Here is a 14919-nt window from a genome sequence, read left to right as displayed (position 1 = left end):
TTCTTTTAAGAGAAACTTCAGGATTTTTCTAAAAATGACAATAATGCATTTCGATATGTTAAACTTATTGGAATATGTCTTTTTTTAATTTCTACATACTCTTTGGTATATGTGTTTATTTTCTCGGTATTTATAATATAAGATTTATGTATTCGCATAAAAGAAAAAGAAGGTAATCGCTGTACCAGATCACTCATCTTTTCGTAAACAACCAAAGTACTCTCTATTGTATGAATTTTGACATAGTTACTTAGACCTTCTATATATAATAATTCTGAAAAATTAATTTTGACCATTTTTTTATCGGCTTTTACAAAAATATGATCAACCACAGGTGTAGATGTAACAGTGGTATTCGAAAACTTAGGATTAATTTTTTGAACGGCTTTTAAAAATCGATCAAAAGAAAAAGGTTTTAACAGATAATCAACTGCACTTAAATCGAATCCTTCTAAAGCAAACTCGCGATGTGCCGTTGTAAACACAATTTTAATTTTATGCTCTATAATTTTGGCCAGATTTAAGCCCGAAAGCTTAGGCATTTCAATATCCAAAAACATCACATCAACCGAATGACTCTGGATATAATCTAAAGCTTCGAGAGCATTTTTAAACTCTCCCGTTAGATCCAAAGTAGAAACATCCCCAATATATTTTTTCAAAATATTTCTTGCGGTCTGCTCATCATCTACTATAATACATCGAAGCTTCATCTATCTCTTTTATTTTTTTGCAACTACTTTATCAAATCATAATTTTTAATACAATAGTATATACTCTTTCTTCATCTTTAATATCTAATTGATACCGATCATTATATAGGATATCTAATCGTTTTTTGATGTTTTGTAAACCAATTCCTTTTAGTGAAGAATCTTCTACAGTAGCTTCGGGTTTCGAGTTTATAACTTCATAGATTAGTTGATTATTTATTACCTCTAATTTAACAATTATATGAGCAATTTTGGTTTCGTTTTTTAAACTATGTTTAAATGCATTTTCTACAAATGGCACCAAAATAAGAGGAGGAATAGATATCGGATCTATATGTTCGGGGATAGAAACCTGTACATCTACCCTATCTTCAAATCGAGATTTTTCTAAATCAATAAAATCATTTAACAAACTGATTTCTTTTTCTAAAAGAATAAATCTTTGAGAACTCTCGTATAAAGAAAAACTAAGGAAATCAGATAGTTTAAGTATCAGTTCTGGAGCTTTTTTAGAGCTTTCTAAAGACAGACCATAGATATTATTTAAGGTATTAAAAAGAAAATGAGGATTAATCTGTGATTTTAGATACTTCAATTCTGATTGCAATTTTTCATTTTCAAGAGTTTTGGCCCTCTTTTGTAACTCTGCTACTTTCCAGATAACCGAAATTCCTATAATAAAAATTAAAGGAGAAGCTATGATCATAGAAGCTTGTAAAAATTTATAAGGCAACCACAATCCAGAATCTTTCATATTTGGATAAAGCATAGATAGCACCTCATAATTAATAATTCGCTGAACAAATCCTGAGATAATTAATGTGAGTATTGTATATACAAAGTATTTTACCGTTTTGCCTTGTAATAAGAGTTTGGGTAACAAAACAAAATAATTAAAGTATACGATAATAAGACGCATTGGCATATTCATAAGCTCAAAAGCTAATGCCTCGGTATACTTTCCTTTATAACTAGCTTCAACAATAGTAAATATTGCAGTATATACAATCCAAAAACCAATATGAAACCAAATACTTTTAATCTTCATCAATAACAAAGCTATATGATTTTTGGTTTTCAGTCCTACCTAAACTCATAATTTATGTAAATCTATCATTTACTTATGTGTAATCAACTCACATAAGTATAATACAATTACACATTAAAAAAGAAGGGTTTGATATAAAATCGATCCTCTCAATTCTTTTATCAAATACATTCGTCTTAAGAAGAAAAACACTAAACATTATCCACCTCACATATTTTATTTTTAAAACAAAATAGATGAAAACAGTTTTTTATATCATTCTTTTTACCGGATTTGGTTTTTATGGTATTGCGCAAAAACCAATTGAGCAATTCAACAAAAGTTTTATAGCCTATACAATTCCCGAAAAGGATTTATTGCCCGAGAACGTGGCTTATGATCCCACAGATAAATCTTTTTATATAGGAAGTACCCGAAAAGGAAAAATTATAAAACGATCCAAAGATGGTACGCATCGTGATTTTGTACAACCACAACAAGACGGTTTACATATGATTATAGGGATGAAAATTGATCCGGTACGAAGACACTTATGGGTATGTAGCTCTGGAGGAAGTAATCTTATCGGATATAGTAGAAAAGATAAAAACGAGGGGCGTCCTGCCGGGATTTTTAAATATGATTTGCAAACCGGAAAGCTCATCAAAAAATATTGGATCGATATCCCGGGAGAAGCGCATTTCTTTAATGATATGGTTTTAGATACATCGGGAAATCTGTATGCTACACATATGTTTTCGAGCCCTATGCTATATACCATTCAGAATAATGAAGATGAACTAAAAGTCTTAACTCGTTTTTCTGAAATAAAATACCCTAACGGAATTACCATTTCTGACGACCAAACTTATTTATTTGTAGCACATGCTGAAGGAATTACTCGCATTCATATCAAAACCAAAAAAAAAGAGAACATACAATATCTTGAGGATGCAGATACAAATAGTAGTAAAAGCATAGATGGATTATACTTTTATAAAAACTCTTTGATCGGTATACAACCAGGTAAAAACTCAGTTAGAAAATTCGTCCTTAATGCTAAGCAAAATGCAATTACAAAAACTGTACTGCTAGAACACAATCATCCTATGATGAACAATCCCACAACAGGAGTTCTGGTCGATAATGAATTGTATTATATCGCAAACGCACAGTTCGGAAGTTTTAATAAAGACGGATCACTGTTCGCTATAGAAAAATTATATGAACCTACCATTTTAAAAGTAAAACTAGATGATTAACAATATCTTTTAAAAACTTTGATCATGAACAGAAAACAATTTTTGACTACTGGTGTGTTAACTACCGGGTTATGTATTGCTGCTCCGAATGTGATCTTTTCGCAAGAGCAGAAAAAACCACAATTAGACAAAAAAATAGTGCAGCATTTTGTTAGTGCCGGACATAAGAGTTTGGAAACCGTAAAAGAATTATTAGCAGAATATCCTACCCTGATCAATGCTGCACATGATTGGAGAGGTGGGGATTTTGAAACATGTTTGGGAGCCGCAAGTCATGTTGGATATAAAGAACTGGCTCAATACCTATTAGATCATGGAGCTCAAACCAATGTGTTTACTGCTACTCTTTTCGGGAAGATCGACATCATCAAATCGATACTAGAATTTTCTCCCAGAACACTGCATGCTAAAGGACCACATGGGTATACTCTTCTTCATCATGCAGAACGAGGAGGTGAAGAATCAAAAGAAGTTGCCGAGTATCTAAAATCTTTAGGTCTAAAAAAGACAAAAATAGACCTCTTTTAAACAATCAAAAAACGAACAGAAAAATCAAATGAGGTCTATTTTTATTGTATGTATGCTGGTGAGTATAGCATCATCGGCACAAGAAATTATTGATGTTCCTTTAGGGGAAAATGCTATTATTCTGGACGGAAAATTAGAAGAAAACGTATGGAGAAATGCTTTAGAATTTTCTGACTTTAAGCAAATAGACCCTAATATAGGCACACCTGCATCAGAGCAGGTAATGGTAAAAATTTTATATGACAAGGAATATCTTTATGTAGGTGGGGTTATTAATTTTAGAGATCCTTCTCAGATATTCGCAACAACACTAGAAAGAGATGTAGCCCAGGTAAAAGACGATTATTTTCAAATACATATCGACACTTACAATGATAAAATAAATACACTCATTTTTAGAACAAATCCATTGAGTGCACGACAGGATATGGAAGTAAGTCGTAATGGGGAAGAATTTAATACTTCGTGGAACACCTTTTGGGATGTTAAATCTATTATTACCGAAAAAGGGTGGAGTACAGAAATGAGAATTCCGTTTTCATCTTTACGATATGAAAAATCTTCTGAGAACATCATGAGATTTAAAGCAACAGTAAAATATAAAGAAATTAATGAACGAATAACGTCTCATCTCAAAAATATCGATATCGGTAACGCGCTACATCATTTTACCAATGCTCAGGAAATACGTTTTACAGGTTTACCGGTGACAAAACCGTTGTACATAACCCCATATATAAAAGCAAATGCCATTAGAGAGAACCTGATTAACGAAGAAGGAACAGCATATAAAAGTAACACTACCATTTTAGAACGCAAACAATATGCAGATCACGAAGTATTAGATAAAGTAGTAAGTAATCTGGGAGTAGATATAAAATTTAAGCCTAATGCAAATCATACGATAGATTTTACATTAAACACAGATTTTGCAGAGGTAGAAGCAGATGATCGAATCGTTAATATTTCTCGTTTCCCAATATTTTTAAATGAAAAACGACTGTTTTTCCTCGAAAATGCTGATATATTTAACTCTAACCAATTTGATCACCGTTTATTTCATTCCAGGCGTATCGGTATTCAGAATGGTGCTTCAATTCCCATCATAGGAGGTGTTCGATTTACAGGCGGAAATACAAAATGGCAATACGGGATTTTATCAATGCAAACACATGAGGTAAATGAAGTAGCCGCTTCTGCTAATAAAAGTGTAACCCGAATTAAAAAAAACATAGGAAAACTAGGATCATATATTGGTTTTATCAATACCAATTCATTAAGTAATGAAGACCATAATCATCTCATGGCTGTAGACGCAAATATTCGTTTAACTAATACTGTTAGAACTCAATTAACAATAGGCACAACCTTTGATAAAGAAAAAGGAAATTGGAAACCAATGTATGGTGCTTCAATAAACACCTTTAAAAACAATGGTTTTGGGCTACAATACAGGTTTCGGGAATACACAGAAAACTTTGATCCCAAATTGGGTTTTGTTTCTCAACCCAATACCAAACGTTTAACATTAAATCATGGGTGGAGAAAATCATACACCAATCATTCATTCTTGCAATTCTTTTCGGTAGGTCATTATTTCAGAAAAAACTGGTTGTCTAATTCTGGTAATCACGATTTTTTTCAAACGAACCTTTACATGACAGCGATACATAAAAAAGGACATCGTTTAACTATGTTTTTCCCTATCTATCAAGAAGATAATCTATATAGTGATTGGGAGATCGCAGAAGGAGTAACTATTCCTGCTGCACAGTACAAGATGTGGAAATTTAATCCCATTTTTATTTCTGGAGATGCAAGACCATATAAAATTACATTAGATACAGAAATAGGAGAATTTTATGGCGGAAACCAGTTTACTATGTCGTATAACGTTTCTTACGATTTTAGTACACTCTTTCAAGCTCAACTAGGAGGTACATATAATAATCTTAGATTTCCTAAAGAGTATGCTAGTGAAACATCCAGAAAACTAAATTTAAGTAGGTATTTTTCGAGGTTAAAATTCAATTTATCTTCAAAAACATCATTAAACTCTTATGTGCAATATGATACACGAAGTGACCAGTTAGGATGGAATCTTAGATTTAGGTATAACCCAACAGAAGGTACTGATCTATATATCGTCTATAACCATAATGCTAATACGAATAGAAATGCATTGCAACCCAGACTGCCATTTACAGATAATCAAATACTGATTATCAAATTTTCTAAAACCTTTATACGATAAACTTCTTTAATCTATTCTAGAAATCTATTACTTACTATATCTGCTTTATATTCATTGGGAGTCATGCCGGTATGCTTCTTAAAAACTCTATAGAATGTTGCCTTAGAATTAAACCCTGATAATGAAGCAATACTAACCAGGTCATAATTATTATACTTTTCTTCTTTCAGATTATTTTTAAATTCTCTAATTCTATATTCGTTCACAAAATCGGTAAAACTAGAATATCCTTTTTCGATCAAAACAGTTCGAATTGCAGATTTGGTAATGCCCGATGAAAGAGATAATTCGTCTATAGTAAGGTTTGGGTTTTTAAACACTTCATTAACAGAGAAAAACTCTTTGATATGTATAAAAATATCTGCATTTTTTTGAGAATCATGTATAGGTTGATGTATAGAAGCCATTAGAAAATATTTTTTCACCCATTGTAACTCCGTAACCCCATAAAAGAGTAAGAAAATAAAAAGAAGCATATAAATAGGAACAGCCCAATATTGATAATAAGGTAATACAACGGCTTCTGTTAAATTATCAATGACGCTAACATCGGTATATATACTAAGAAACAATATAAATCCTGGTATAATGGTAAACAATAAATGAGTATTTACTATAGTATAAAAACTTTGAAATCTAATTTTTGATTTTTCTTTTAAATTTATTCTTATGTGCTGTTTAAATTCTTTTATCCCTAAAACGAAATAAGAAATTAATAGGGTCCAGTAGAAAAAATACCCCACTGCTTTTAGTCTTACAATCATTGAATCTTCCTGGCTTATATAAAAATAACGATAAAGAGACAATCCAAATAAAGCAAGCGGAAGTATTAAATGAATCCATTCTTTTTTATGATTCCATTTTTTACTTAACGATTTTAAATAAAGATATAAAACCGGCCCGTAAAAATATCCTTTCCATCCTCCAAAAAAGGCATACATATAAGGTTCCTTTTTGAAAAAATCGCTAAAAATAAGAGCTATATGGGCATTAGCAACAAGAAGGCAGTATATACCCAAAAAAACATTTTTTGTGTTCTTCGTACATATGTTTAATGTGCCTACTACTATTAATTGAATTGTAATACATAGCTGGATCCCAATAAAAATCTCACTCCAATGGTACATGATATAAAAATAGCTTTTTCTTTTTTTATTCTATCTATCTCCTATTTTCCGTCGAGGACTAGTTTTAACCACCTCGATCGTTCTGGACTCAAATGTATTTCATCATGGTATTCTGGAGTTAACAGCACCGATAATTGGCCAGGTTTTGAAGGGGTTAATTTCTTTATTGCGTTTATGTTTACCAAAAGTTGCCTGTTTAATCGAATAAATTCTTTGGGATTAATCATCCTTTGTAATTGATTTAAAGAATCATCCAAAGGAAATAATTTTCCGTTCGAGAGCTTTGCAAAAACCAATTCGTCTCGATAAAAATACGCTATATCACCTATTTTTACGGGGGTCATGCTATTTCCTGATTTTAACAAAAAACGTTCTTTGTACTCAGATTTTTCTTCTTTTTGTATACGTTGAAGTACATCTATATTTCTAATAATCCACTCATCTGCTTCTTTGGCTCGATTTTTAAAGAATTTTTGTAATGCGTTTTGTAAATCTTCTTTATTAATGGGTTTTAGTAGATAGTCAATTCCTGTTGTTTTAAAAGCTCGTATGGCATATTCATCATAAGCGGTAATAAATATAATAGGAGCATCGATGGTAACTTCTTTCAATATATCAAAAGAAATCCCATCGGATAGATGAATATCCATAAAAATTAGATCTGGATGTTTATTTGATCGAAACCAATCTATACTTTCTGTTACTGTAGAAATTGATGCAATAACAGAAATATCTGTATTGATCCGGGCTATTAATTTTATAAGATGATCCCTTGCTGTCGCTTCATCTTCTAATATGACAGTTTTAATTTTCACACATTTAGTTTTTTACTATTTGTTTCATTCATTGGTTGCCGATAACAAAGGTATAGACACTATAAACTCTTCTTCGGTGTTCGAAATAATTACCTTATTCTCGGTTAGAAAATCATATCGTTTTGTAATATTTTCTAACCCTGTTCCGGTAGTACCAGACGTACGTTTAGGATTATTGTTGTTTTTAACTGTAAAGTAGTTTTCTGTTACTTCAAAATAAATGTGCAATGGGGAATGTTCATCTATTCTATTATGTTTTACCGCATTTTCAATAAGTTGTTGTAGTACTAATGGAGGAACACTTTTATGCTCAAAAAATGTTGAATCTACAGTATCATGTACTTTTAGAGCGGTCTTATAACGTTGTTCAATAAGTAAAAGATATTGTCGAGCCATCTCATACTCACGTGATATAGGTATAATTGCTTTTTCGTTGTTTTGAAGAATATACCTGTATACCGATGCTATATTTTTTAGAAATCTCTGCGCCAATGCCCCATCTTCATCAATTAAGTAATATAAGGTATTAAAATTATTGAACATAAAATGTGGGTCGAGCTGATTTTTTAGAATAGATAAATTAGCTTTTATAATTTCCTTTTTAAACTGTTCGTTTTCTATATGAGAAATATAGTACTGGTTTTTCCAGTTGTATGTTAGTAAAATAAGACCTAGAATGATACAAATTGCCAACCCGTTTATAGCAGAAAATAGTATATGTTGTACCAAAGGAGGTTCACTACCTAAAATAAAATAATCTAGCCATTTATAAAAATAAAAAGAGACGGTATAGCTAACAGTCCCTCCTATACTACTTCCTAAAAAGACCCAAATAGAATTTAGATTCTTTCGCACCAATTTTTTCTGAAGCTGATGAATCACTTCAAAACTTAAGTAAATAATAGCTATCCATAACAGCAAAAAAAATAAGTTTGGTCTCGGAGCTTCTCTAAATTTTGATGCAATTGCTACAATACTAAACATAACCATCCCCACAATAAAAACGATAACAAGTCGCCATCCCGGAGATAATTTTGGTGTTTCTATATTCATATCGAATCTTTTTACACTAATAAAAATAAGCAATTGAAGATGAAATTTGTTTTATAAAAGTCAATTTGCTGTACAATTTCGCAACGCTATTATCATGTTCGTATCCCATATCATGTGGTTTATCTTTCAAAAAAATAAGTTCGGGAATATAATATTGGGGTTCGTAATATTCCTAAAAAAAACGCTGTACAAACGAAGTATTTTTGAGGTATCAATCTCAAAATAATATGCGATGAAAATTATTTTTTCTTTATTTATAAGTATTATCTTTTTATCTACCCCATTTATACACTCACAAGATAAAATTGATTTATCAAAGTACAGTTTTCAGATAGAAGACTTTAACGATGATACCTTTTTATCCTTTACAAAACAGCGATTAGAAAATAGTCAATTTGTATTTGTAGGAGAACAACACGGCATTAAAGAAGTGGGGATTTTTACAAATTCAATATACAATATTGCACAACCATTTGGTTATCATACACTCTGTATAGAGACAGATGCTATAGCTGCAGAAAAAATAACGACCATAGCCTCTTCTAATGACCCTATAGGTAATGCAAAAAAATTACATCAAGAGTTTCCCTTCGCTATTCCTTTTTACAATAATGAGGATGATTATGATCTGTTTACCAATGTAATTAAAAAGAAAGGAACGCTCTGGGGGATTGACCAGACTTTTATGGTTCAGTTTCGTCTTAATTTTGATTATATTATTTCTACTACAGACAATACACCTTTAAAAGAAAAACTACAGGAATTAAAAAAAGAGGCTATCGAGGGTTATCAATACGCTATAGCTAATAAAAAGTACGGAGCGACTTATATTTTTAAATATAACGAAGCTCTACATAAATCGTTGCTGGAACTAGCTACTGATGCCAAAGACATCGAAATTTTAAAACAACTCTGGAAAACTAAGGAAATATACGCCTATAATATGATCACTAAAGAGTATTATAAAAATAATAATACGAGGGGTCAATTAATGAAACGTAATTTTTTAAACTATTATCATAAAGCTAAAGATCGTAATACTACTCCAAAAGTAATCTTTAAACTAGGAGCCAATCATGCGGCAAAAGGATTAAATCGAACTAATATTTATGATATTTCTAATATGGCAAGTGAATTGGCTATTACCAACAAAATGCATTCGTTACATTATATGGTGATGGGTATAACCGGAAAAGCTGCTATAGGAAACCCTTTTTCACCTAATCCTGTAGCACCATTTGATAATAGTAAAGATTTTCCTGAAGAAATTCAAACAGTTATACCCACTATAACCAAGAAGTATTATGTACTGGATTTAGCTTCTTTAAGGCCACTTGCTTATGCTAATTTTTCTGATGCCTTTAAGAAAATTATCTTTAGATATGATGTTCTTGTTCTGGTACGAAATGCTGAAGCATTTAAGAGTTTTTGATAAGTTGACACGATATTTTATGCTGTGAATTGTTTCTAATATTGTAATGTCTCCCTATACTTTTAGCATTTCTAAAATCCTCCTTAACAAACCTTTATTAATTATCTATATAAGGAATTGTTACTTTTAAGAATGTAAAAGAACTATTTTCAGGGTACTTTAATCACAATATTATGAATAAAATAACTACTATATTATTAGTATTTTCCTTTCTATCATGTCAAAAATCAATTGATATTGAAGCTGAAAAGCAAAAAATCCAGTCATTAATGGATCTGGTAGAACAGGCTCATTTTAATAAAGATGCTAACCAATTTTATCAACCTAATGCAGAAGAGTGGTACGATGTTAGAAAAGGTAATGTACAACAAATAAAAAAATCTGATAGGATTTCGGGTACTCAATCATACTTAGACGCTATGGAGTTTCACGAACTAATTAAACGTGATGATCCTGTTATTGAAATATCTGATGATGGCTCTATGGCTAGCTATATTGGATCGGTAATTGTAAAAGGAATTTTAGGGAGTGAGCCTGTATATTGGGTAGTTTCCTGGCAAAATGTTCTAAAAAAAATCGATAACGAATGGAAAATTATTAGTACTGTCAATACAGAAGCAGATGCATATACTACAGCAGAAATAGTTTTAAATCAAGTAAGAACTAATTTGGGAATTTCTGGCAACTCGGATATAGTTTCTATCTATACTCTAGCGGATTGTAAAGGCCCAAAAAACTCTTTCAAAACTCTTATACTATCTAGAGAAACTGACGGGAGAATGGAACAAGTTTATGACGAGAACCATAGTATTATAAAACATGGAAAAAATGCTTCTTGGCATTATGATATACATACACAATCACTTACTGAATCTTTAGATTCTGAAATGCAAACATTTGTGTATGGCCATGAATTACATTGGTTAAGTGTTAAACCCGAAACTCGGTATACCAATCCTATTTTAAAGGGATTCACCAAATTTCAGAATCAAACTGCATTTCATATCGAGTTTAAGGATAACACTCAAAGGCCTGTTAACTTTTATTACGCTTTTGATTCCTTTCTTCCACTAGGTTTCGATATCAATACCAATGAAAAAGGAGATTTGGTAACTGTTATTTTTAAAGATTGGGAAAAGATAAATGGGATCTCTGTTTTTAAACAATCAACATTTATTCAAGGTGATGATTTATATGACTACAATTTTATCGATATCAAAATAAATCAAGTCAAGGATCAGGACTTTGAAAATAAAACAAGTTTAATAAAGTAAGTTAGAGTAGTTGTAAGGTCCTTACATAAAATAAAGACGCGCATAAAAGTTTATGCGCGTCTTTATTTTATAGGCTAGAATACGATCTCGCCGACTAATTACTTATTACTGGCAATCCATGTATTGATTTTATTTTCTAGCAATGCCAATGGTACACATCCGGTTTCTAACACTTGATTATGAAACTGGCGAATATCGAACTTATCTCCTAGTTCTGCCTCTGCCTTAGCACGAAGTTCTCTTATTTTTAATTGTCCGATTTTATACGATAATGCCTGACCAGGATTGGCCATATACCTTTCGATTTCTGAAGTAATCCCTGCTTCTGATTCTGCTTCGTTATCTAATGAATATTGAATTGCCTGCTCCCGTGTCCATCCTTTAGAGTGTAATCCTGTATCTACAACAAGACGAACAGCACGATGCATCTCTGCGCCTAACATTCCGAAATACTGATATGGATCTGTGTATAAGCCTAATTCTTTACCCAAAGATTCGCTGTATAATGCCCAACCTTCTCCATAACCGCTGTACCACAATGTTTTTCTAAATTTTGGCAATTCTTCACTTTCCTGAGTTAACGAAATCTGATAATGATGTCCTGGTATGGCTTCATGTAAAAACAACGACTCATCACTATAGGTATTATATTTGGTTACTTCTGGAATCGGAGTATAAAAAATCCCCGGGCGAGTACCATCTAACGATCCAGGATTATATTCTGCGCTAGCAGAGTTCTCACGAAAAGCTTCTGTTCTACGTACTTCAAATGGTGTTTTGGGTTTTACATCAAACAGTTTTTCAATCTGTGGTTTCATACGATCATGAATGGCATTAAAATTATCGATCACTTGTTGTGGCTCTGTAAATGGCATCAATTCTTTTTTGCTACGCACATGATCAAAGAATGATTTTAGATCTCCTTTAAACCCTACTTGCTCTTTTATTTTTTCCATTTCAGAAGAGATTCTAGCAACTTCAGAAAGTCCCAGCTTATGAATCTCATCAGCTGTCATAGTTGTTGTTGTATACAACTTGATTTGATATTGATAAAACTCTTTTCCGCCAGGAATTCCTTCGATTCCAGAACTAGTTCTACCTGCTTCCATATAATCTGTACTCATAAATTTATGAAGACTTTTATAGGTAGGAATAATTTTTTCGGAAACCATTTTGCTATAGGCTTCTGTTAATTGTTTTTTGTCTTCATCAGAAAAATCCTCTGGGAAATTCTTTATCGGAGTATAGAAAAGATGTTGATCTAAGTCTTCAACTGTTAGTGCTTCTAATTGTGGAAGCACTTTTACGATTAATGATTTTGGTAATACATACCCGGCTGCCATACCTTCTTTCATTTTGGCTTCGGCAGATGTCATCCAATCTATATACCCTTCAAGGCGCTTTAACCAATTATGGTAATCTTCGACTGTCTTAAAAGGTTGTGCACTAGCACCACTAGCCAATTGCCCGGCAACAAGGTTAATAGACCACATTTGATCAATAGGAAAATAATCTTGCTTAAAATTAAAGCTTTCTAAGTTCATATCACATTCCCAATTAAGAATTGCCTTAGTCATCTTTTCGCTTTCAGATAATGTAGCATCATCAAATTGCGCTAATTGCTCTTTATATTTTTTAAAATAAGCCTTAGTTTTATTTACTGTTTCCTCTGCAAGAGGGTTAGGGAATTGATCATTAAATCTATTATCACCGGCAAAGGTAGCTTGTACCGGATTGAGCTGTAGACCTTCTTCATAATAGTTATCTAGCATCTCATTAAATTTGGCACTTACATCTACCTTTTCTACAGGTTCTTTGGTAGTAGTAGCTTCATTTTTACAAGCTGTAAAAATCATAGCAAAACAAGCTATAGAAAGCATTTTTTTGATCATGATATGGTATATTTTTGATTTAGGAATGGAAGATAGGAAAATTAGCACGAAAAGAAATGCATCTTAACAATGTAGTAACTTCTCTAAAAAAAACGTGACCTCACAGATTTCAAAAATCTGTGAGGTCAATGATATATCGGGTTTTGATACGGTTTTGGTGTGTTTACTTTTCTATAAGTAAAATAGTTCGTTTGCTTTTTTTAGTTAAAAATTTCATTTTTAAAACACTTCTTTTCAAGGTTTTTAGGCAAAAAACAAAACGCTCAACTATAAGAGAATACAACAGTACATTAAGGATTAATCCTCCTACTGCACCATAGATTCCTTTACCTAATGTAGCATATCCTATAGTATTTGTAGGAAGGTTAATTATCGAATGTAATTTTAGTAAAAAATCTGTTGTAGGAGTCAAAACAAGTGTTCCTTCATTGTTGGCGTACCCAATTAAACTGCATATTGCAGCTAAAACATATAGTAAAATAAATGTAACAATATATGTATGTAAATTAATCTTTTTCATCTGTATATCTAGTATTAAAAGTTATGGTAAAACTGTTCTTAATACTGTGCAAGATATAGCCGTTTAGGCAGGTGCAAAACACCATAAACGATGAAAATTAGGGTACTGAAAACAGGGATGTTTTATACCCTATTTACCGGTATAATTATATTTAGAATCTATCAAAAAGTATATTAATATTCTCTGCGATACTTTTCTTTTTCTTTAAGCGCAATAGCTTGTTTTCCTTTTCCGGTTAGGAATTTTGTTTTTAAGGTAATTCTTTCTTTTAGTCTTTGAAAAAATACAATGAAATGTAAATGTGGTCCTGTAGCCCAACCAACATCACCACTATATCCAATAAATTGGCCTATTTTTATTTGATCGCCAATGTTTACCTGTGCTCCATTTTTTTTAATATGGGTATACTCGGCAAAAGTACCATCGCTATGATAAACAAGAATAAAATTATTATACTTTGCACAATCTGCAGAAGTACAACTTTTACTAAAACTTTCTTCGATATCTACAACTACTCCGTCTCGTGCTGCATAAATTTTAGTCCCTACGGGCATTTTAAAATCTAACGCATTTTCATTTTGGTGAGAAGTAGCTCCATTATATCCCTGAGATAGCCAATATTCTTCTCCTTTTTTAAATGGCAGGTAATATTTAAAACTGGTATCATATTTTTTTTGATTATGATTTCCATGATTATAGATAGATTCGTACCCCAGTTTTATGCGTTTTTTTCTATCAATTACTTTTAGATCTGTAATCGTATGTCTTTTTGTTTTTGCTGGCACTACAAAAACTTTATCACTACCATTAGTAGATGTTAGGTTTTCTAACCTGAAGTCTATTTTTGCAGACACCGGAGTATATTCGTCATTATCTGCCAGAATCTTAAATCCATTTTCTGTTTCTTCATAATAGAGTTTAAAATTATCCTGGGAAAACATACCTATAGAAAACAGGCAAAAAATAAGAAGTAAAGTACCTTTCATAAGTTTTATTTTATCTAAACAACAACAAAAACTATA

13 protein-coding genes are annotated in these 14919 nt (G+C 31.7%); 5 read left to right on the top strand and 8 right to left on the bottom strand.

Annotation, left to right across the window (positions count from 1 at the left end; all coding sequences use genetic code 11):
* Window positions 1-17 precede the first annotated feature (17 nt).
* Together ATO12_RS14035 and ATO12_RS14030 are read right to left on the bottom strand one after the other, a co-directional pair.
* A complete protein-coding gene (locus tag ATO12_RS14035) occupies window positions 18-713 on the bottom strand; it encodes a LytR/AlgR family response regulator transcription factor (RefSeq protein ID WP_034242794.1) in 696 nt (231 codons plus the stop codon).
* 31 nt (window positions 714-744) lie between these two features.
* Entirely contained in the window at window positions 745-1761 is a 1017-nt protein-coding gene (locus ATO12_RS14030; protein WP_034242793.1) for a sensor histidine kinase, read from the bottom strand.
* Window positions 1762-1997: 236 nt separating this feature from the next.
* Between ATO12_RS14030 and ATO12_RS14025 the strand changes: the two genes are divergently transcribed.
* The 3 genes from ATO12_RS14025 to ATO12_RS14015 are packed head-to-tail and all read left to right on the top strand — an operon-like array spanning window position 1998 to window position 5784.
* Complete coding sequence (locus ATO12_RS14025; RefSeq protein ID WP_034242792.1) at window positions 1998-3002, top strand: SMP-30/gluconolactonase/LRE family protein; 1005 nt, start codon at window positions 1998-2000, stop codon at window positions 3000-3002.
* A gap of 24 nt (window positions 3003-3026) precedes the next feature.
* A complete protein-coding gene (locus ATO12_RS14020; RefSeq protein WP_051575846.1) occupies window positions 3027-3530 on the top strand; it encodes an ankyrin repeat domain-containing protein in 504 nt (167 codons plus the stop codon).
* A 28-nt stretch (window positions 3531-3558) separates the two neighbouring features.
* Entirely contained in the window at window positions 3559-5784 is a 2226-nt protein-coding gene (locus ATO12_RS14015; RefSeq protein ID WP_034242791.1) for a carbohydrate binding family 9 domain-containing protein, read from the top strand.
* 11 nt (window positions 5785-5795) lie between these two features.
* On the opposite strand, the gene ATO12_RS14010 is transcribed toward ATO12_RS14015, so the two are convergent.
* From ATO12_RS14010 to ATO12_RS24965, 3 genes are all read right to left on the bottom strand, one after another.
* A complete protein-coding gene (locus tag ATO12_RS14010; protein ID WP_165583382.1) occupies window positions 5796-6803 on the bottom strand; it encodes a helix-turn-helix domain-containing protein in 1008 nt (335 codons plus the stop codon).
* 149 nt (window positions 6804-6952) lie between these two features.
* Window positions 6953-7726, bottom strand: coding sequence for a LytR/AlgR family response regulator transcription factor (locus tag ATO12_RS14005; protein ID WP_051575845.1), 774 nt, complete (start codon window positions 7724-7726; stop codon window positions 6953-6955).
* Window positions 7727-7750: 24 nt separating this feature from the next.
* A complete protein-coding gene (locus ATO12_RS24965; protein ID WP_051575844.1) occupies window positions 7751-8779 on the bottom strand; it encodes a sensor histidine kinase in 1029 nt (342 codons plus the stop codon).
* 232 nt (window positions 8780-9011) lie between these two features.
* Between ATO12_RS24965 and ATO12_RS13995 the strand changes: the two genes are divergently transcribed.
* Both ATO12_RS13995 and ATO12_RS13990 read left to right on the top strand, forming a co-directional pair.
* Window positions 9012-10211 carry a hypothetical protein gene (locus ATO12_RS13995; RefSeq protein ID WP_034242789.1) on the top strand — a complete coding sequence of 400 codons (1200 nt, stop codon included), beginning with the start codon at window positions 9012-9014 and terminating at the stop codon, window positions 10209-10211.
* A 173-nt stretch (window positions 10212-10384) separates the two neighbouring features.
* Window positions 10385-11485: a hypothetical protein gene (locus tag ATO12_RS13990; RefSeq protein ID WP_034242788.1), complete on the top strand. Its 1101-nt coding sequence runs from the start codon at window positions 10385-10387 to the stop codon at window positions 11483-11485.
* Window positions 11486-11583: 98 nt separating this feature from the next.
* Here ATO12_RS13990 and ATO12_RS13985 read toward each other — a convergent pair whose 3' ends face one another.
* The 3 genes from ATO12_RS13985 to ATO12_RS13975 form a co-directional block, all read right to left on the bottom strand.
* The gene (locus tag ATO12_RS13985; RefSeq protein WP_051575843.1) at window positions 11584-13377 is read right to left on the bottom strand and encodes a DUF885 domain-containing protein; all 1794 of its coding nucleotides are present in this window, start codon (window positions 13375-13377) and stop codon (window positions 11584-11586) included.
* 163 nt (window positions 13378-13540) lie between these two features.
* Complete coding sequence (locus tag ATO12_RS13980) at window positions 13541-13897, bottom strand: hypothetical protein (protein WP_034242787.1); 357 nt, start codon at window positions 13895-13897, stop codon at window positions 13541-13543.
* Window positions 13898-14070: 173 nt separating this feature from the next.
* Window positions 14071-14883, bottom strand: a complete 813-nt coding sequence (locus tag ATO12_RS13975) for a M23 family metallopeptidase (protein ID WP_034242786.1) — start codon at window positions 14881-14883, stop codon at window positions 14071-14073.
* Window positions 14884-14919: the final 36 nt, after the last annotated feature.

Source organism: Aquimarina atlantica, assembly GCF_000626715.1.
Taxonomy (GTDB): domain Bacteria; phylum Bacteroidota; class Bacteroidia; order Flavobacteriales; family Flavobacteriaceae; genus Aquimarina; species Aquimarina atlantica.
Note: the sequence above shows the minus strand (reverse complement) of the source record. Positions and strands in the feature narration are given on the sequence as shown.